At 65.7% G+C, this 19,292-nt stretch carries 15 protein-coding genes; 11 read left to right on the top strand and 4 right to left on the bottom strand.

Features of this window, described 5'->3' with window-relative positions; genetic code table 11:
• Positions 1–20 precede the first annotated feature (20 nt).
• The 3 genes from FB597_RS07785 to FB597_RS07775 are packed head-to-tail and all read right to left on the bottom strand — an operon-like array spanning position 21 to position 5,724.
• A complete protein-coding gene (locus FB597_RS07785) occupies positions 21–1,499 on the bottom strand; it encodes an efflux transporter outer membrane subunit (RefSeq protein WP_144768982.1) in 1,479 nt (492 codons plus the stop codon).
• Positions 1,499–4,642 carry an efflux RND transporter permease subunit gene (locus FB597_RS07780; RefSeq protein ID WP_144768980.1) on the bottom strand — a complete coding sequence of 1,048 codons (3,144 nt, stop codon included), beginning with the start codon at positions 4,640–4,642 and terminating at the stop codon, positions 1,499–1,501. Before FB597_RS07780 ends, FB597_RS07785 begins: the two co-directional genes overlap by 1 nt.
• A complete protein-coding gene (locus tag FB597_RS07775) occupies positions 4,639–5,724 on the bottom strand; it encodes an efflux RND transporter periplasmic adaptor subunit (RefSeq protein WP_141914199.1) in 1,086 nt (361 codons plus the stop codon). Before FB597_RS07775 ends, FB597_RS07780 begins: the two co-directional genes overlap by 4 nt.
• Positions 5,725–5,955: 231 nt before the next feature.
• Here FB597_RS07775 and FB597_RS07770 point away from each other — a divergent pair, with 231 nt between their 5' ends.
• From FB597_RS07770 to FB597_RS07720, 11 genes are all read left to right on the top strand, one after another.
• A complete protein-coding gene (locus tag FB597_RS07770) occupies positions 5,956–6,660 on the top strand; it encodes a TetR/AcrR family transcriptional regulator (protein WP_141913663.1) in 705 nt (234 codons plus the stop codon).
• Between the two features lie 433 nt (positions 6,661–7,093).
• On the top strand, positions 7,094–8,434 hold the full coding sequence (gene miaB / locus FB597_RS07765) for a tRNA (N6-isopentenyl adenosine(37)-C2)-methylthiotransferase MiaB (RefSeq protein ID WP_141913664.1): 1,341 nt from the start codon (positions 7,094–7,096) through the stop codon (positions 8,432–8,434).
• Between the two features lie 23 nt (positions 8,435–8,457).
• Complete coding sequence (locus FB597_RS07760; protein WP_141913665.1) at positions 8,458–9,591, top strand: PhoH family protein; 1,134 nt, start codon at positions 8,458–8,460, stop codon at positions 9,589–9,591.
• Positions 9,575–10,033, top strand: coding sequence for an rRNA maturation RNase YbeY (ybeY, locus tag FB597_RS07755; protein WP_141913666.1), 459 nt, complete (start codon positions 9,575–9,577; stop codon positions 10,031–10,033). Before FB597_RS07760 ends, ybeY begins: the two co-directional genes overlap by 17 nt.
• A 219-nt stretch (positions 10,034–10,252) precedes the next feature.
• Positions 10,253–11,131 carry an HlyC/CorC family transporter gene (locus tag FB597_RS07750; protein WP_141913667.1) on the top strand — a complete coding sequence of 293 codons (879 nt, stop codon included), beginning with the start codon at positions 10,253–10,255 and terminating at the stop codon, positions 11,129–11,131.
• Between the two features lie 25 nt (positions 11,132–11,156).
• Complete coding sequence (gene lnt / locus FB597_RS07745) at positions 11,157–12,788, top strand: apolipoprotein N-acyltransferase (RefSeq protein WP_144768978.1); 1,632 nt, start codon at positions 11,157–11,159, stop codon at positions 12,786–12,788.
• Between the two features lie 155 nt (positions 12,789–12,943).
• Complete coding sequence (gene glyQ / locus FB597_RS07740; RefSeq protein ID WP_141913669.1) at positions 12,944–13,861, top strand: glycine--tRNA ligase subunit alpha; 918 nt, start codon at positions 12,944–12,946, stop codon at positions 13,859–13,861.
• Positions 13,862–13,938: 77 nt separating this feature from the next.
• Positions 13,939–16,059: a glycine--tRNA ligase subunit beta gene (gene glyS / locus FB597_RS07735; RefSeq protein ID WP_141913670.1), complete on the top strand. Its 2,121-nt coding sequence runs from the start codon at positions 13,939–13,941 to the stop codon at positions 16,057–16,059.
• Positions 16,060–16,150: 91 nt separating this feature from the next.
• Positions 16,151–16,708: a D-glycero-beta-D-manno-heptose 1,7-bisphosphate 7-phosphatase gene (gmhB, locus tag FB597_RS07730; protein ID WP_141913671.1), complete on the top strand. Its 558-nt coding sequence runs from the start codon at positions 16,151–16,153 to the stop codon at positions 16,706–16,708.
• Between the two features lie 40 nt (positions 16,709–16,748).
• Positions 16,749–17,546 carry a 1-acyl-sn-glycerol-3-phosphate acyltransferase gene (locus FB597_RS07725; RefSeq protein WP_141913672.1) on the top strand — a complete coding sequence of 266 codons (798 nt, stop codon included), beginning with the start codon at positions 16,749–16,751 and terminating at the stop codon, positions 17,544–17,546.
• A gap of 202 nt (positions 17,547–17,748) precedes the next feature.
• The gene (locus FB597_RS07720) at positions 17,749–18,735 is read left to right on the top strand and encodes a M48 family metallopeptidase (RefSeq protein WP_141913673.1); all 987 of its coding nucleotides are present in this window, start codon (positions 17,749–17,751) and stop codon (positions 18,733–18,735) included.
• Positions 18,736–18,876: 141 nt separating this feature from the next.
• On the opposite strand, the gene gloA is transcribed toward FB597_RS07720, so the two are convergent.
• Entirely contained in the window at positions 18,877–19,263 is a 387-nt protein-coding gene (gene gloA, locus FB597_RS07715) for a lactoylglutathione lyase (RefSeq protein ID WP_050468214.1), read from the bottom strand.
• Positions 19,264–19,292 lie beyond the last annotated feature (29 nt).

Here is a 19,292-nt window from a genome sequence, read left to right as displayed (position 1 = left end):
AAGACTGCCGTCGTCTTGTCCTAACGCTTTTCCTGCGCAGCCCCCTCCTGCACATCAATGCTCACCCCCATCGCCTGGAACAGGGTGGCCGTATCGGCCAGCCGCGTCGCCGTGGCGCGGATTTCGCCAAGGCGCGCATTGAGGTATTGGCGCTCGCCGGCGCGCGCGGCGCTCGGGGCCACCGCGCCCAATGCGGTCTTCCTTTGCGCATTGCGCCAGGTCTGCTCGCTGTGGCCGCGCGCGGCCGATGCCGCCTGCAGCGCGTCGGCATCATGGGTCAGCGCTACCAGGCTGTCGGCCACGTTCTGGAAGGCGTTCAATACCGTCTGCCGGTAATTGTCTTGCGACGCCTGATAGGCTTCCTGCGCGGCGCGCCGGCGTGCGCGCAGGGCGCCGCCGTGGAAGATCGGTTGCGTGATGGAGGCGCCGATGCCCCACACCGCGCCCGCGGCGCCGGTGGCCTTGGGCCAGCTGAAGCCGGATTGCCCGAACGAGGCATTGATCGACAGGCTGGGGAACATCTCGGCCGTGGCCAGCGCTTCCTGCGCGGCGGCCACTTTCAGCGCGGCGTCGGCCGCCAGGATGTCGGGGCGCTGGCGCAGCAGGTCCGACTGCACCGACAGCGGCACACGCTCGGGCAGGCGCAAGGCGGCGATATCGAGGTCGGCCGGCGCGGCATCCGGCGTACGCCCCATCAGCACCGCCAGTGCATGCCGTGTGGCCTGCCATTGCGATTTCAATCCCGGCAGGCTGGCGCGCAGCGATTGCGCGCTGGCCTGGGCCGCCAGCACATCGTCGGCCGCCACCGCGCCGATCGCCGCGCGCCGCTGCAACTCTTGCGCATCGGTGTCGGCCAGCGCCGCCAGGCGTTCGGTCTGCACGACCTGTGCTTGCAACGAGGCCGCATTGATGGCGGCGATCACCACGTTGGCGGCCAGCGTGCGGCGCGCCGCGTCGAACTGATAGGACTGGGCATCGACCTGGGCCGCCAGCGCCGAGTTGGCGTAGCGCTCCACGCCGAACAGGTCGAAGGTATAGCTGGCATTGATCTCGCCGGCAAAGACGTTGTACAGGTTGGTCGGCGGCCCCATGGTGGGCAGGCCCAGCGCGCGCTGGCGGGTGGCTTGTCCGACCGCGTCGATGGTGGGCCACAGCGATTCGTTGATCTGCGCGCGCAGTTGCTCCTTGGCGCCGGCCAGGCTGCGTTCGGCCTGCGCCAGCGAATGGTTGTGCTGCAGGGCTTCTTCCACCCAGGCCGACAATTCGGGCGAGGCATAGGCCTGCCACCATTGCGGCACGGCGCGCTGGCCCAGCACGAATTGCTGGCGGGCGCCGTCGGGGCCGATGGCGTCCGGCGTGGCCTCCACCGCGTAATGGTCGGGGTGCGGCATGGCCGGCGCATCGCCGCTCGGGCCCAGGGCGCAACCCGACAGCGCCGACAAGGCCAGCATCGCCAGCAGGGTCAGCCGCTGCGGCTTGAACATTTCATGAGTACGCATCAGTGGCTCCCTTGCGTTGCCGCGTCGCCGTGGTGGGTTTCATTGGGCTTGACCCGGTAGCACAGCGCATACAAGGCCGGCAGGTAGAACAGGGTCAGCACGGTGGCGATGGTGATGCCGCCCATCAGGGCGGTGGCCATCGGGCCGAAGAAGTTGCTGCGCAACAGCGGAATCAGCGCCAGCACCGCCGCCGCCGCGGTCAGCGTGATGGGGCGAAAGCGCCGCACGGTGGCGCCGACGATGGCGTCGAAGCGGCCGCGGCCGGCGGCGATGTCCTGTTCGATCTGGTCCACCAGGATCACCGAGTTGCGCATGATGATGCCCAGCATGGCGATGGTGCCCAGCATGGCGACGAAACCGAACGGCTGGCGAAACAGCAGCAGCGCGCCCACCACCCCGATCAGGCCCAGCGGCGCAGTCAGCACCACCATCATGGTGCGGCCGAAGCTTTGCAGCTGCACCATCAGCAACAGCAGCACGGCGATCACCATCAGCGGCATCTGCGCCGAGATCGAGGACTGCGCCTTGGCGTTTTCCTCGACCGGGCCGCCGACCTCGATGCGGTAACCCACCGGCAGTTCGGCGCGCAGCGCATTGAGCTTCCCGTTGACTGCGTTGGTGACGTCGATGCCCTGCACGCCGGCGCGCACGTCGGCCAGCACGGTAATGGTAGGCTGGAGGTCGCGTTCCCAGATCACGCCGTATTCCAGCGTATTGCGGAACTGCCCGAGCGCGGCCAGCGGCACCGGGCCGTTGGCGGTCGGCATGGACAACGTGGACAGGCGGGATGGATCGACACGTTCGTTGCGCGGCGCGCGCAGGTCGACACTGATCAGCTTGTCGCGCTCGCGGTACTGGGTCACGGTATAGCCGGACAGCTGCATGGCCAGGAAGTTGGAAATCTGCTGCGAGGTCAGCCCCAGTTCGCCGGCGCGCTTCTGGTCCACTTCGAACGACACCGAGCGCTGGGCCGGTTCATCCCAGTCGAACTGCACATTGGTGGCGCGGCTCTCCTTGCGGATCTCGGCCGCCACCTGCTCGGCGATGGCGCGCACCTTGGGGATCTGCTCGCCGCTGACGCGGAACTGCACCGGGAAGCCGACCGGCGGGCCGTTCTCCAGCCGCGTCAGGCGCGTGCGCAGGCCGCTGAACTGGGTGCGCAACGGCTCTTCCAGCGCGCGGGCCAGGGCCTCGCGATCCTCCACCGATTTGGCCGTGACCACGAATTGCGCGAAATTGGCGCTGGGCAGTTGCTGGTCCAGCGGCAGGTAGAAACGCGGCGCGCCGGTGCCGACGAAGCTGACCACATGGTCGATCTGCGGACGGCCCTGGAGCACCGCCTCCATGCGCTGCGCCTCGCGCTGGGTGGCCTCGAAGGAAGCGCGCTCCGGCAGGCGCAGGTCGATCAGCAATTCGGGACGGTCCGAGCTGGGGAAGAACTGCTGCGGCACCAGGCCGAACGCCGCCAGCGAACCGAGGAACAGCAAGGTCGTGGCCAGCACCACGCGGCCGCGATGGGCCACGCACCAGGCCACCATCTTGCGCAGGCGGGTGTAGATCCTGGTCTGGTAGATCGGATGGTCGTGGTCTTCCTCGTCATGGCCGGCATGCGGATTGGCGGCGATCTGCTCGTCGGTGAGCGCGCCGGGTTTCTCCTTGAGCATGTGGTAGCCCAGCAGCGGGATCAGCACCACCGCCGCCAGCCAGGACAGCAGCAAGGCGATGGCCGAGACTTCGAAGATCGAGCGGGTGTATTCGCCGGTGCCCGACTTGGCCAGCGCGATCGGCAGGAAGCCCGATACCGTCACCAGCGTGCCGGTCAGCATCGGGAAGGCGGTGCTGGTATAGGCGAAGGCGGCCGCGCGGCGGCGGTTCCAGCCCTGTTCCAGCTTCACCGCCATCATCTCCACGGCGATGATGGCGTCATCCACCAGCAGGCCCAGCGCCAGCACCAGCGTGCCCAGCGAGACCTTGTGCAGGCCGATGTCGAACATGTCCATGAACAAGGCGGTAACCGCCAGCACGATCGGGATCGAGATCACCACCACCATGCCGGTACGGATGCCCAGCGACACCAGGCTGACCACCAGCACGATGGCGACCGCCTCGGCCACGGCTTCGAGGAAATCGTCCACCGATTTCTCCACCGCGTGCGGCATGCTGGACACCGCCGTCAGTGCCAGTCCGGCAGGCAGCCGCTTGCGCAGCTCCTCCGTGCGCGCATCGAGCGCCTTGCCCAGGCGAATCACATCGCCGCCGGGTTGCATGGTCACGCCGATGCCCAGCACCGGCTTGCCGTTGGAGCGCATTTCCTGCTCCTGCGGCTCGTCATAGCCGCGCCGGATGGTGGCGATGTCGCCCAGGCGGAAGTTGCGGTTGTTGATGTGGACGATCTTGTTTTCGATCGCGCTGACATCCTCGAACTGGCCGGTGGGCCGCACATACACGCGGTCGTTGCCGGTGGTGACCAGGCCGCCCGGCACCACCGCGTTCTGGCCGCCGATGGCATCGGCCAGCTGCTGCGGGCTGATGCCCAGGCGCGTCATCTTGGCGTTGCCGATGTCGATGTAGATGTGCTGGTTGCGGTCGCCGAAATAGTCGATCTTGCCCACTCCGGGCACGCGCAGCAGCTCGCCGCGCAGCTGGTCGGCATAGTCGCGCAGTTGCGCCGGCGTGAAGCCGTCGCCTTCCAGCGCGTAGATGTTGGTATAGACGTCGCCGAACTCGTCGTTGAAGTACGGCCCGCGCACGCCCTGCGGCAAGGTGGCGGCGATGTCGCCGACCTTCTTGCGCACCTGGTACCAGGTCTTGGGTACCTGCGCGGCAGGCGCCGTGTCCTTGATGGTGAAGAACAGCTGCGACTGCCCCGGGCGCGAATAGCTGCGCAGGAAATCCACGTCCGGCGTTTCCTGCAGCTTGCGCGCGATGCGATCGGTGATCTGTTCCTGCACCTGGCGCGCGGTGGCGCCCGGCCAGTCGGTCTGGATCACCATCACCTTGAAGGTGAACGGCGGGTCTTCCGACTGCGACAGCCTGGTGTAGGAACCGACGCCCAACAACGTCACCAGCGCCAGGATGAAGGTCACCAGCGCCTGGTGCTGCAGGGTCCAGGAAGAGAGATTGAAACGGCCAGGCGCGCTCATAGTGCGAAGTCCTCGGCATGCAACGGCGCGATGGGCTTGACCTTTTCGCCGGCGGTCAGCGTATGCACGCCTTGCACCACGACCTTGTCATCGGCGCCCACGCCTTGCGCCAGCGAGATGCTGCGCTCGCCATAGGCGGCCACCGTCACCGCCCGCAATTCCAGCTTGCCGTCGCCGCCGACGATCCACACCGCGGGCTTGTCGCCCTGGTGGAACAGGGCCGTGGCCGGCAGCACCATGACCGGCGCGGCTTGCCGTTGGCCTGCCTCCGGTGCGATGGCGACTTCGCCGGTCATGCCCAGGCGCAGCGCTGCGTCAGGCTGTTCCAGCGTGACCTTGACGCGGTAGGTGCGACTTTGCGGATCCGCCGCCGGGCTGACCTCGCGCACGCGGCCGCCGAAGCTGCGCCCCGGCAAGGCCGGCAACGTAACGGTGGCCGGCGCGCCCGGCCGGATGCCCGCGACCTGGTTGTCGGCCACGTCGGTGATCACGTCCACCGCGCCGGACCAGGCCAGCGAAAACACCGGCTGGCCGGCCGATAGCACGTCGCCGGTATTGGCCTGCTCGGCACTGATGACGCCATCGTGTTCCGCCAGCAGAACGGTATAGTCGCGCTGGTTGCCGGCCACCGCCGCGCGCGCCTGGGCCGCCTTGAACTGGGCCTGCGCCGCCGCATGGGCATCCTGGCTTTGCTCCAGCTGTTGCGTGCTGATCAGGTTCTCGCGCGCCTGCTCGGTATCGCGCTTGAGCTGCTTTTCGGCCGCATCCAGATGCTGGCGCGCCGAGGCCAGGTCGGCCCGCGCGCTGGCGGCATTGTGTTCGGCATCGGCCGGGTCCAGGCGCGCGACCGCCTGTCCCTTGCGCACCGCATCGCCCAGATGCACGCGGCGCTCCACCAACTGGCCGGCCACCCGGAAGGACATCGCCGTGACAAAGCGCGCCTGCACTTCGGCCGGCAGGTGCAGCACTTGCGCAGCGTTACGCTGCTGGGCCTGCAAGACCACCACTTCGCGCGGCGCTTCAGCCACCGGCGCCGGCTTGCTGCAGGCCCCCAGGGCCAATGCCAGCGACAGCGCCAGCACCGAAGGCGCCAGGCGCCGCACGCCGGCAACGCGCGCAGGCAAGCTGCGCAAGCGGGAATGGCGGGAATGGAGAGCAATCTTCACGACGGTCCTTTCATGGAAGGTAGATGTCCGGATCGCCGCGCGCTCCGAATCCCCGAAGGCAAGCGCTTCGGATTTCCGGCATTCTAATTCATATACGAATTCAAATGCAACATTGTATTTGGATTCATCAATGCTAAAATTTCCCCCATGACACGCCAACGACTCAGCCGCGAGCAAAGCCGGGAGCAGACCAGGGAAAGGCTGCTGGACGCTGCACACGCCGTTTTCATGCAAAAGGGATTCCCGCTAGCCAGCGTGGAAGACATCAGCGCCGCGGCCGGTTATTCGCGCGGCGCCTTCTATTCCAACTTCGACGACAAGACCCAGCTGTTCTTCGAACTGTTGCGCCGCGAAGGCGAAGGCATCGACCAGGAGTTCCACCGCATGCTGGGCGGCCCGACCGACGATCCGCTGGCCCTGAAGGAAGAAGTTGCCGCCCATTACTCCCAGTTGTACCAGGGAGACAAATGCAGCCTGCTGTGGATGGAAGCGCGCATCGTCGCCTTGCGCGACGAGAAATTCCGTACCGAATTCAACGGTTTCCTGGAAGAGCGCTATCGCCAGATCGCCGAATTCGTCGAGATGTTTTCCAAACTGACCGGCACCCCGCCGGCAGCGCCGCCGCGCGAGATCGCCATCGGCCTGATGGCCTTGTGCGAAGGCGTGAGCTTTTCGCACCGCTGCGCACCGGGCATGGTGGACGCCAAGACGGCCGAATCGGTCCTGTCGTGGTTCCTGAAGGCTTCGATTGCGGTCCCGGCCGCACTGCAGCCACAACCGCAGCCGCAGCCGCAACGACAAAAGGCAACGCCGGCGCGCAAAGCGGCGGCGAAAAAGAAAAAGGCTGGCTGACACACGCTTGCGCATCGCCTCCCCTGCGCACAGCGAGCCCATCATGCCCTGCTCCGCAGCTTTTCCTGCAATGGACACATTGAACCGGCGGATCCGCGGCAGGCAACGCCCCGGCAGCGACCTGAGCATGCCGGGCGGTCTTTGAATGTTGCCATATCGACACCCTCCGGACACCGCCTGCCCAAGCTGTTGCGCGCATGCTCCGGCGCCCCGCCAAGGCCGCCTCGGACGGGCTCGCCCCAGGCATCAGGTGCTATAATCGCCAGCCTTTGAGGAATGGCTCGCCCACCGCGCCGGCAGGCTCCGCAGGCATCGCATCGGATGCCATGCGCCGCGCCCGCCCTCGCACTGCCGACCGGCCCGACCGCCTCCCTTTGCCGGCGCCCGCATCCCACATGCATCTTCCCTCGCGCCCTACGCTTGATTGAGATTTATGCAAAAGAAAGTATTCATCAAAACCTTCGGCTGCCAGATGAACGAGTACGACTCGGACAAGATGGCCGATGTGCTCAACGTCGCCGAAGGCCTGGTCAAGACCGACCGTCCCGAAGACGCGGACGTGATCCTGCTCAATACCTGCTCGGTGCGCGAAAAGGCGCAGGAGAAGGTGTTTTCCGACCTGGGCCGCCTGCGCGAGCTGAAGAAGAAGAATCCCGACCTGCTCATCGGCGTGGGCGGCTGCGTGGCTTCGCAGGAAGGCGAAGCCATCGTCAAGCGCGCGCCGTATGTCGATATGGTGTTCGGCCCGCAAACCCTGCACCGCCTGCCGCAGATGATCACCGAACGCCGCTACACCGGCCGCGCGCAGGTCGACATCAGCTTCCCCGAGATCGAGAAGTTCGACCACCTGCCGCCGGCGCGCGTGGAAGGGGCCACCGCCTACGTCTCCATCATGGAAGGCTGCAGCAAGTATTGCAGCTATTGCGTGGTGCCCTACACCCGCGGCGAGGAAGTCTCGCGCCGCTTCGAGGATGTACTGACCGAAGTGGCCGGCCTGGCCGACCAGGGCGTGAAGGAAATCACGCTGCTGGGCCAGAACGTGAACGCCTACCGCGGCGCCATGGAAGACGGCGAGATCGCCGACTTCGCGCTGCTCATCGAATACATCGCCGAAATGCCCGGCATCGAGCGCATCCGTTTCGTCACCAGCCATCCCAAGGAATTCTCGCAGCGCCTGATCGATACCTACGCCAAGGTGCCCAAGCTGGTGGATCACCTCTACCTGCCGGCGCAGCACGGCTCGGACCGCACGCTGGCGGCGATGAAGCGCGGCTATACCGCCATCGAATACAAGTCGGTGATCCGCCGCCTGCGCAAGGTGCGTCCCAATATCACGGTGTCGTCCGACTTCATCGTCGGCTTCCCCGGCGAGACCGAAGAGGATTTCGAGGCGCTGATGAAGCTCATCGACGACATCGGCTTCGACAACAGCTTCTCCTTCGTCTTCAGCGCGCGCCCCGGCACCCCGGCCGCCAACCTGGCCGACGACACGCCGCAGGAAGTCAAGTTGAAACGCCTGCAGCGCCTGCAGGCGGTCATCAACGGCAACGTCGCCAGGATCAGCGCGTCCATGCTCGGCAGCGTGCAGCGCATCCTGGTCGAAGGCCCTTCCAAGCGCGACCCCAACGAACTGCAAGGCCGTACTGAAAACAACCGCGTGGTCAACTTCGACGGCGGCCCCAACGGCGCGCGCCTGGTCGGCCAGATGGTCGATGTCACCATCCTGCAGGCATTCCCGTTCTCGCTGCGCGGCGAGATCGTCGTCAAACAATAGCCAAACAAAGACCGGACCCCTCATTGAAAAAGATCCCCAACCAGCCGCACCACTTCATCCCGCAACCGCTGGACAACCGGCGCCTGGCCAACCTGTGCGGGGCGCTGGATGAAAACCTGCGGCAGATTTCCAACGCGCTGGATGTGACCATCTTCCGCCGCGGCGACCGTTTCATCGTCACCGGCACTAACGCCGAACGCGCAGTGGATGTGCTGGAGCGCTTCTATGAACGCGCCGACCGCGCGGTGTCGCTGGACGATATCCAGCTGACGCTGGTCGAACAGCGCGCCAATGCGGCCGCCGATGAAGAAGCCGGATTGCCGCCGCTGAGCGCCAGCGTTCGCCGCGCGCGCAAGGCGGAGGCGCCGACCGCGGAAGAAACGGCCGCGGCCGATGAACAGGCCATCCCCGACAGCCCGATCCTGAAGACCCGCAAGCACGACCTGCGTGGCCGCACGCCGCACCAGAGCCAGTATCTCAACGCCATCCTGGAACACGACATCACCTTCGGCGTCGGCCCGGCCGGCACCGGCAAGACCTACCTGGCCGTGGCCTGCGCGGTGGATGCGCTGGAGCGCGATTCGGTGCAACGCATCGTACTGACCCGACCGGCGGTGGAAGCCGGCGAACGCCTGGGTTTCCTGCCGGGCGACCTGGCGCAGAAGGTCGACCCCTACCTGCGTCCGCTGTATGACGCGCTGTACGACCTGCTCGGTTTCGACCGCACGCAAAAGCTGTTCGAGAAGCAGGCCATCGAGATCGCGCCGCTGGCCTACATGCGCGGCCGCACGCTGAACCATGCCTTCATCATCCTGGACGAGGCGCAAAACACCACGCCGGAACAGATGAAGATGTTCCTGACCCGCATCGGCTTCGGCAGCAAGGCGGTGGTGACCGGCGACGTCACCCAGGTCGACCTGCATCACGGCCAGAAGAGCGGCCTGGTCGATGCGCTGACGGTGCTGCACAATGTGCGCGGCATCGCCTTCTCGCGCTTCACCAGCGCCGACGTGGTGCGCCATCCGCTGGTGGCGCGCATCGTCGATGCCTACGATGGGCACAACAACCCGAAACCCGACACCGCCCGCAGCACCGCGCGCGCGGCCACCAACCTCCTGACCAAAGCAGCCAAGCCCCGCAATGTCCGCAAAACCTAAGCTCGCCTTGTCGGTGCAATACGCCGACGCCAGCCTGAAAGACACCGTCACCCGCCCCATGCTGCGCCGCTGGGTGCAGGCCGCGCTGTTCGCCCCGGCCGAACTGACGCTGCGCTTCGTCGATGCCGACGAAGGCCGCGCGCTGAACCGCGACTATCGCGGCAAGGACTATGCCACCAATGTGCTGACCTTCGCCTATACAGAGGATGAAGACAGCGAAGTGACGCAGGCCGACATCATCTTCTGCACCGACGTGCTGGAGAAGGAGGCCGCCGAACAGAAAAAGAGCGTCATTGAGCACACCGCCCACCTGGTGGTGCACGGCGTGCTGCATGCGCAGGGCTACGACCATGAAGACGAGAAAGACGCGGTCGAAATGGAAACGCTGGAGACCGAATTGCTGGCCGGGCTGGGCTTTGCCGACCCTTACGCCGGACGCTGAGCGCCGATGCGCGGAAATGGCCGGCACGCGCGAGCGTGGCCGGCTTTTTTTTTGCCCGGATGGCGGCAACAGGCGGGATTTTCCAGTTTCCGGCATGCAACTGACGGCATCTGCGCGCAAGCCGCGCCATGCCTGGACTTGCGGCGGTTTAGTGGACTTGTCACATAATTGTTGTATCCTATGCCTCTTCAAAACTACGTCGGGCTCGCGCCTAACGCCATGCAAGAACACCCTAGTAGCGTCAAGTCTGACGCTAAACCCCACCGTTCATTGTTTGAACGTCTCACCGCCCTGATTTCCCCCGAACCAGAAAACCGTGCAGAGTTGCTCGAGGTGCTGCATGACGCGCACGAACGCAACCTGATCGACGCCGACGCCCTGTCGATGATCGAAGGCGTGTTCCAGGTCTCCGACCTGGCCGCGCGCGACATCATGGTGCCGCGTTCGCAGATGGACAGCATCGACATCAGCAAGCCCATCGAAACCTGGATGCCCGACGTGCTGTCGACCTCGCACTCCCGCTTCCCGGCCGTGGACGGCGAACGCGACAAGGTGGTCGGCATCCTGTTGGCCAAGGACCTGCTGCGCTACTACGCCGAAGAATCGTTCGACGTGCGCGACATGCTGCGCCCGGCCATCTTCATCCCCGAATCCAAGCGCCTCAACGTGCTGCTGCGCGACTTCCGCGCCAACCGCAACCACATGGCCATCGTGGTCGACGAATACGGCGGCGTGGCCGGCCTGATCACCATCGAGGACGTGCTGGAGCAGATCGTCGGCGACATCGAGGACGAGTACGATTTCGACGAGGCCGAAGACAACGTGCTGGCCCTGAAGGATGGCCCCCACGGCGCGCGCTGGCGCGTCAAGGCGCTCACCGAGATCGAACAGTTCAACGACGAGGTCGGCTGCCGCCTCGAAGACGAGGATGCCGACACCATCGGCGGCCTGGTCGCCAACCACCTCGGCCGTGTGCCGCGCAAGGGCGACGAGTTCGACATCGACGGCCTGCATTTCGAAGTGCTGCGCGCCGACGCTCGCCAGGTGCATGTCCTGCTGGTGTCCAAGCTGCCGTCTGCGGCAGCGGAAGACGAATAATCCCGCTCTCCCGGCACTGTCCAGCGTGAATTCCCCCGTCCCGAACAACACTCCTGAACAACGCGGGGAAGCCCCCGCGCGCGACCGCATCGGCCCGGCCGCGCTGCTGCCGCTGCTGCTGCCGATCCTGGCGGGCGCCGCCAACGTCTTCGCATTCGCGCCGTTCAGGCTGTGGCCGCTGCAGATCGCGGCGCTGGCCTGGCTGTTCCACCAGGCCATCGTTTCCCCCCAGGCCGGCGCGCGCCGGCACTTCCTGCTGGGCTGGCTGTACGGTTTCGGCTGGGCCGCGGCCGGCGTGCACTGGCTGTACATCAGCATGCACGACTATGGCGGCATGCCCTCCTGGATGGCGGCCCTGGCGGTGGCCTTGCTGGCGCTGTACCTCGGCCTGTACGCCGGCGGCGCCATGGCGCTGGCCGGCTGGCTGCGCAAGCACTGGTCGTCGTCGCCGCTGACGATGGGCCTGCTGATGCTGCCGGCGCTGTGGGCCTTGTCCGAATGGGCGCGCGGCTGGATCTTCACCGGCTTTCCCTGGCTGGTGTCCGGCTATGCGCACACCGCCGGGCCGCTGGCCGGTTTCGCGGCCGTGGGCGGGGTCTATGGTGTGGGCTGGATCGCCGCGCTGGCGGCCGGCGCGCTGGCGCTGCTGTGGCAGGGAATGCGCCGCAAGGGCGCCGCCGGCGCGGCCATCCGCATCGGCGTGCCGCTGGCTACGGTACTGGCGTTATGGGCCGGCGGGCTGGCGCTGCGCCAGGTGGCCTGGACCACGCCGCAAGGCCAGCCGATCTCGGTGCGGCTCCTGCAGGGCAATATCCCGCAGGAAATGAAATTCTCCAACGATGCGCTGGTGTCCACGCTCACCATGTACGAGCAGATGATCAGCGCCGAACCGGCCGACCTGATCGCCACGCCGGAAACCGCCATTCCCTTGCTGCCCCAGCAACTGCCGCCGGACTACCTGGCGCGCCTGGTGCGCTTCGCGCAATCGAGCGGCAGCCACCTGGCGCTGGGCATTCCGTTGTCGGACGCGCCGATGCAATACGCCAATTCGGTGCTGGGCTTCGGCCCCGAAGCCGGCTCGGCGGTGTCGCCTTATCGTTATGACAAGCACCACCTGGTGCCTTTCGGCGAATTCATCCCGCTGGGTTTCCGCTGGTTCGTCGACATGATGCACATCCCGCTGGGCGACATGACGCGCGGCGCCCCCGTGCAATCGCCGTTCGCCGTGAAAGACCAGTGGGTGCTGCCCAATATCTGCTACGAAGATTTATTCGGCGAAGAAATCGCCGGCCAGCTGCGCGACGCTTACCGCGCCGGCCAGCCGCAGGCCAGCGTGCTGCTGAACCTGTCCAACATCGCCTGGTTCGGCAATTCCATCGCGCTGCCGCAGCATTTGCAGATTTCGCAGATGCGCACGCTGGAGACCGGCCGCCCGATGCTGCGCGCCACCAACACCGGCGCCACCGCCGTGATCGTGCCCGGCGGCGCGCTGGAGGAACTGCCGCCCTACACGCGCGGCACGCTCGCCGCGCAGGTACAAGGCTATGCCGGCCAGACGCCCTACATTTTGCTGGGCAACAAGCTGGTGGTCGGGCTGGCCCTGCTGATGCTGCTGGTGGCCTGGGGCCGCAACAAGGCCGCGCGCATCCGCCACTGACAAGTCGCCAGTGGGCACGCCGAACTGTTTCAAGGCTTGAAACAGTTCAAACCCGCCTGCAATCGGCCACCCCGAAACCGGGTCAAACAGCCCAAAAGACGCTAAAATTCAAGGTTTTAGCAATTCCTCGCCAGTTCCTCCGGCAACCACACAAGATGCTGACATTTCAACAAATCATCCTCAAGCTGCAAGAATATTGGGACGCCCAAGGCTGCGCGCTGCTGCAGCCCTACGACATGGAAGTCGGCGCGGGCACTTCGCACACCGCGACCTTCCTGCGCGCGATCGGCCCCGAGCCGTGGCGCGCCGCCTACGTGCAACCGTCGCGCCGCCCCAAGGACGGCCGCTACGGTGAAAATCCCAACCGCATGCAGCACTACTACCAATACCAGGTGGTGTTGAAGCCGGCCCCGGAAAACATCCTCGACCTGTACCTGGGTTCGCTGCAAGCGCTGGGCCTGGACCTGCAGCAAAACGATGTGCGCTTCGTCGAGGACGACTGGGAAAACCCGACCCTGGGCGCCTGGGGCCTGGGCTGGGAAGTGTGGTTGAACGGCATGGAAGTGACCCAGTTCACCTATTTCCAGCAAGTCGGCGGATTGGACTGCAAGCCGGTGCTGGGCGAGATCACCTACGGCATCGAACGCCTGGCGATGTACCTGCAAGGCGTGGAAAACGTCTACGACCTGGTGTGGACCGAATGGATCGAAAACGGCGTCAAGAAGAAGCTGACCTACGGCGACGTGTTCCACCAGAATGAAGTCGAGCAGTCGACCTTCAACTTCGAGTACTCCAACACCGAGTTCCTGTTCTCGCTGTTCTCCAACTACGAAGCCGAAGCCAAGCGCCTGATGGAAGTGCCGCTGGCGCTGCCGGCCTACGAACAGGTGCTCAAGGCGGCGCACACCTTCAACATGCTCGATGCGCGCGGCGCCATCTCGGTCACCGAGCGCGCCGCCTACATCGGCCGTATCCGCAACCTTTCGCGCGCCGTGGCGCAAGCCTATTTCGAGTCGCGCGAGCGCCTGGGCTTCCCCATGCTGGGAGAGGCCGGGATCAAGGCCGCTGCCTGAGCGCGGCCGCAACCGCATACGACAGAACCGGCGCCTGGCATTGCAGGCGCACCGAGCAAGACAGCAAGACACACAACATGAACCAAACACTTCTCGTAGAACTCGTCACCGAAGAACTGCCGCCCAAGGTGCTGGCCAAGCTGGGCGACGCTTTCGCCGCCGGCATCTTCAATGGCCTGCAAAGCCGCGGCTACCTGGAATCCGATTCCGCCGCCACCGCCTACGCCACGCCGCGCCGCCTGGCCGTCTCCATCACCAAGGTACGCCCCGCCTCGCCCGACAAGGCGATCCGCGAAAAGGTGTTGCCGGTCGCAGTCGGCCTGGATGCGGAAGGCCGCCCGGCCGCGCCGCTGGTCAAGAAGCTGGCTTCCCTGGCCGCCGCCACCGGCGCCGCCGTGATCACGCCGGACCAGTTGGAACGCGCGCAGGACGGCAAGGCCGAAAGCTTCTTCTACACCTATACCGCCAAGGGCTCGGCCCTGGCCCAGGGCCTGCAGGCGGCATTGGAAGAAGCCGTCGCCAAGCTGCCGATCCCCAAGGTCATGAGCTACCAGCGCCAGTTCGGCCGCGCCGCCGGGGAAACCGTGCATTTCGTGCGCCCGGCGCATTACCTGGTGGCCCTGTTCGGCGATGCCGTGCTGCCGCTGACCATCCTCGGCCTGGACGCCGGCCGCACCACGCTGGGCCACCGATTCCTGTCGCCGGGCGCGCTGCAGATCGCCGCGCCCGACGCCTACGTCGAGACGCTGGCCGCGCAAGGCCGCGTCATCGCCAGCTTCGCCGAGCGCCGCGACAAGATCCGCGCCGCGCTGCTGGACAAGGCCGGCGCCGACCAGGTGCTGATGCCCGACAGCCTGCTCGACGAAGTCACCGCGCTGGTCGAATGGCCGGTGGTCTACGAATGCAAGTTCGAGGATGAGTTCCTGGCCGTGCCGCAGGAATGCCTGATCCTGACCATGCAGACCAACCAGAAGTACTTCGCGCTGACCGACGCCAACGGAAAACTGCGCTCGCGCTTCCTGATCGTCTCCAACCTGGAGACCGCGCATCCCGAACACATCATCGGCGGCAACGAGCGCGTGGTGCGCCCGCGCCTGTCGGACGCCAAGTTCTTCTTCGAGCAGGACAAGAAGAAAAAGCTGGCCGAGCGCGTGCCGCTCTTGGCCAACGTGGTCTACCACAACAAGCTGGGCAACCAGTTGCAGCGCACCGAGCGCGTCCAGGCGCTGGCCGGCAAGATCGCCGGCCTGTTGAGCGGCGACGTGGCGCTGGCCGAGCGCGGCGCGCTGCTGGCCAAGGCCGACCTGCTGACCGACATGGTGGGCGAGTTCCCCGAGCTGCAAGGCATCATGGGCACCTACTACGCGCGCCATGACGGCGAAGCCGAAGACGTCGCGCAAGCCGCCTCCGAGCATTACCAGCCGCGCTTTGCCGGCGACGCGCTGCCGGCCACCGCGACCGGCACCGCCGTGGCGCTGGCCGACAAGCTGGAAACCCTGGTCGGGATCTGGGGCATCGGCCTGCAGCCGACCGGCGACAAGGACCCGTTCGCGCTGCGCCGCCACGCCCTGGGCGTGCTGCGCATGCTGGTCGAAAAGCGCCTGCCGCTGTCGCTGCCGGTGCTGGTGGAGGCCGCGGCCGCACTGTTCGCCGGCAACGCCAATTTCAAGAACCCGGGCGCCGACGTGCTGGCCTTCCTGTACGACCGCCTGCGCGGCCTGCTGCGCGAGCGCGGCTTCGCGCAGAATGAAGTCGAAGCGGTGGTGGCGCAGCAGCCGGCCGTGCTGGACAACGTGGTCGAGCGCCTGGACGCGGTCAAGGCCTTCGCCGCCTTGCCCGAAGCCGAAGCGCTGGCCGCGGCCAACAAGCGCATCACCAACATCCTGAAGAAGATCGAAGGCGTGGCCATCGACGGCCACGGCCAGGTGCAGGACAGCCTGCTGCGCGAAGCCGCCGAGCAGGGCCTGCACTCGGCCATGCAGCTGTCGCGCCCGCAGGTGGAAGCGGCCTATGCCAAGGGCGATTTCGCCGGCGCATTGAAGGCGCTGGCGCAATTGCGGCAGAATGTCGACGCCTTCTTCAACGACGTGATGGTCAACGCCGAAGACGAACAGTTGCGCAAGAACCGCCAAGCGTTGCTGGCGGAGCTGCATGGCATGCTGAACCAGGTGGCCGATATTTCCAAGCTGGCCGCGTAATCCTAATCCATCAGCAAGACCGATACCGGGAAGATCCGCCGCGCATGGCCCCAGGCCGGCGCGGCGGATTGCATGAAGGGAAGCCTACCGCATGAAACTGATCATCCTCGATCGCGACGGCGTCATCAACCACGACTCCGACGCGTTCATCAAATCGCCCGACGAGTGGATCCCGATCAAGGGATCGCTGGAAGCCATCGCGCGCCTGAACCAGGCCGGCTACCGGGTGGTGGTCGCCACCAACCAGTCCGGCGTGGCGCGCGGGCTGTTCGACATCAAGACCCTCAACGCCATCCACCACAAAATGCACACCGCGGCCCAGCAGGTCGGCGCCGATATCGACGCCGTGTTCTTCTGCCCGCACTCGGCCGACGACAACTGCGACTGCCGCAAACCCAAGCCCGGCATGTTCCTTGAGATCGCCAAGCGCTTCGGCATCAGCCTGCGCGGCGGCGTGGCCACCGTGGGCGATTCGCTGCGCGACCTGCAGGCCGGCTTCGTGGCCGGCTGCGCGCCCTACCTGGTACTGACCGGCAAGGGCGAAAAGACCCATGCCAAGGGCGGCCTGCCGCCGGGTACGCTGGTCTACCCCAACCTGTCTTCGGTGGTCGATTTCATCCTCAAGTCGCCGGTCGACGTGTCGGTATAGCACCGTCCGTTTCATCACAACAAACAACGCATGCTGCGGCATGGGAGAATGTATTTTGCGCCTTACCTTGATTCTGCGGTCGGTAGTGTTCCTGGTCCTGATGGCGGTGGCCACCATCATCTGGTCCTTCGCCTGCCTCTTGTCCGCGCCCTTCCCTTATGCGCAACGCTACTGGTGGACCTCGCGCTGGAATGTGTTCGTCATCTGGAGCGCCAAAGTCATCTGCGGCATCCGCTATGAGATCCGCGGCAAGGAAAACCTGCCCGATGCGCCGGTGATCCTGCTGTCCAAGCACCAGTCGGCCTGGGAGACCATCTTCTACGTCATCAACATGCCGCGCCCGCTGGTGTTCGTGTTCAAGAAGGAACTCACCTACATCCCCTTCTTCGGCTGGGGCATCGGCCTGTTGCGCATGATCCCGATCGACCGCAGCAAGGGCCGCGACGCCTTCTCGCAGGTGCTGGAACACGGCCGCCGCAGGCTGGCCGACGGCCAATGGATCGTGATGTTTCCGGAAGGCACGCGCACCAGGGTCGGCTCGCAAGGCAAATACAAGGCGGGCGGCTCGCGCCTGGCGGTGGAAACCAATACGCTGGTGGTGCCCATCGCCGTCAACTCCGGCGAACGCTGGCCCAAGGGCTCGTTCGTCAAGCAACCGGGCACCATCACGGTATCGATCGGCAAGCCGATCTCGCCCGCCGGGCTGTCGCCCAACGAGCTCAACGCGCGCGTTGAAAATTGGATAGAATCCGAGATGCGCGTGATTTCGCCGGACGCATACAACAACAACGCGCCCCGGCAGGCCGCCGTCGATCCTGTCGATCCGGCCAGGTCTTAGAACCTGTTGATGATCTAGCCGGGAGTTGAGCAAATGTCATTTCAGGATGGAATGCAAGGCGTAAAACGTAGCCGGGCCGGTTGGCCCGGCGAGGCTTTGCCACGCCGCAGACCGCCTGAAAGAGTATTTGGGCAACCCCGGACGAGATCGTCAACAGGTTCTTGCAGATAGCCAACCGACATATCAGGACGCCGCGACTCCCTTGAAACTGCTTCGCAAACCCAAGCCCAATCCCAACCAGCTTTCGCTGCAACTGGATTTGTTCGCTCCGGAGCCGGAGCAGGGACAGTCGCCCGCGCAACAGATTACCCCTATCCAGGATCCCGGCCCGGCCTTGCCGTCGCCGACGCTGCAGCCGCCGCTGATCGTCACGCCCACGCCGGTGGTGCATGCCGCGCCGCTGCCGCCCCCGGTCGTCGCGCCGCCCGCCACGCTGGTGCCGCCGCCGAGCGGTCGCCCGGCCGACGGCAAACGCCGCATCCAGCTGGGCGAACACACATTGGATTACGTCCTGCTGCGCTCCAAGCGCAGCACCATCGGTTTCCTGGTGAGCGACGAAGGACTGCGCGTGACCTCGCCCAAATGGGTGACGCTGGCCGAGATCGAAAACGCCATCCGCGAAAAGCAGCGCTGGATCCTGGCCAAGCTCAATGAGCGCCGCGAGCGCTCGGCACGCCGCCTGCAGCCGCAGATGCAGTGGCGCGACGGCGCCACGCTGCCCTACCTGGGCGCGGACATCACGCTGCGCATCCGCGCCGGCCAACGCGCCGCGGTCTATCTCGACGAGGATGCGCGCGAACTGAACGTCAGCCTGCCCGCCGACGCCGGCGAGCAGCAATTGAAGGACCGCGTGCAAGGCTGGCTGCAAGCGCGCGCCGAAGAACTGTTCGGCAAGCGCCTGATCGTCTACGCCGAAAAGCTCGGCGTCACCTACCGCTCCTACGCGCTGTCCTCTGCCACCACGCAATGGGGTTCATGCACCGCCGACGGCCGCATCCGCCTGAACTGGCGCCTGATGCACTTCGCCCTGCCGCTGATCGACTATGTGATCGCGCATGAGCTGGCACATCTGCGCGAGATGAACCACAGCCCGCGCTTCTGGGCCACGGTGCAATCGATCTTCCCCGAATTCGAGCTGGCCAAGAAAGCGCTGCGCGACAGCGCGCCGGAAACCCTGCCGATCTTCTGATCGCAGGCGATCGCGTACAAGTCCCAAACGGCACCGTAAACAACAAGAGCCCGCAAGCGGGCTCTGTGGATACGACGCCTGCGCATCGGGACCGGGTATCGCTTTCGCCTCTCCCCATCCCTTGCGCCTGCGATCACTTCATCACTTCTTGTGTTCGATGAACTCGACCTTGTAGCCGTCCGGATCGGTGACGAAGGCAATCACCGTGGCGCCGCCCTTGACCGGGCCGGCTTCGCGCGTGACATTGCCGCCGGCGGCCTTGACGGCCTCGCAGGCCTTGTATGCGTCTTCCACTGAAATGGCGATGTGGCCGTAGGCGGTGCCCATTTCGTACTTGTCGACGCCGTGGTTATAGGTCAGCTCCAGTTCCGCATGGTCGGGATTGGAACCATAGCCTAGGAACGCCAGCGTGTATTTGTACTCGGTGTTTTCCGACGTGCGCAGAAGCTTCATGCCCAGCACTCGCGTGTAAAAATCGATGGAACGTTGCAGGTCGCCGACTCGCAGCATGGTATGGAGAATTCGCATGTGTGCCTCAAAATGTTGCTGGGTAAGAC

It is taken from the genome of Herbaspirillum sp. SJZ099 (assembly GCF_007828355.1).
Taxonomy (GTDB): Bacteria; Pseudomonadota; Gammaproteobacteria; order Burkholderiales; family Burkholderiaceae_D; genus Herbaspirillum.
This window is presented reverse-complemented; position numbering and strand designations above follow the sequence as displayed.

Coding starts and splice junctions, on each gene's coding strand:
- FB597_RS07785 (WP_144768982.1), bottom strand. CDS start 1,499: ATGCGTACTCATGAAATGTTCAAGCCGCAGCGGCTGACCCTGCTGGCG.
- FB597_RS07780 (WP_144768980.1), bottom strand. CDS start 4,642: ATGAGCGCGCCTGGCCGTTTCAATCTCTCTTCCTGGACCCTGCAGCAC.
- FB597_RS07770 (WP_141913663.1), top strand. CDS start 5,956: ATGACACGCCAACGACTCAGCCGCGAGCAAAGCCGGGAGCAGACCAGG.
- miaB (WP_141913664.1), top strand. CDS start 7,094: ATGCAAAAGAAAGTATTCATCAAAACCTTCGGCTGCCAGATGAACGAG.
- ybeY (WP_141913666.1), top strand. CDS start 9,575: ATGTCCGCAAAACCTAAGCTCGCCTTGTCGGTGCAATACGCCGACGCC.
- FB597_RS07750 (WP_141913667.1), top strand. CDS start 10,253: ATGCAAGAACACCCTAGTAGCGTCAAGTCTGACGCTAAACCCCACCGT.
- glyQ (WP_141913669.1), top strand. CDS start 12,944: ATGCTGACATTTCAACAAATCATCCTCAAGCTGCAAGAATATTGGGAC.
- glyS (WP_141913670.1), top strand. CDS start 13,939: ATGAACCAAACACTTCTCGTAGAACTCGTCACCGAAGAACTGCCGCCC.
- gmhB (WP_141913671.1), top strand. CDS start 16,151: ATGAAACTGATCATCCTCGATCGCGACGGCGTCATCAACCACGACTCC.
- FB597_RS07725 (WP_141913672.1), top strand. CDS start 16,749: ATGGGAGAATGTATTTTGCGCCTTACCTTGATTCTGCGGTCGGTAGTG.
- gloA (WP_050468214.1), bottom strand. CDS start 19,263: ATGCGAATTCTCCATACCATGCTGCGAGTCGGCGACCTGCAACGTTCC.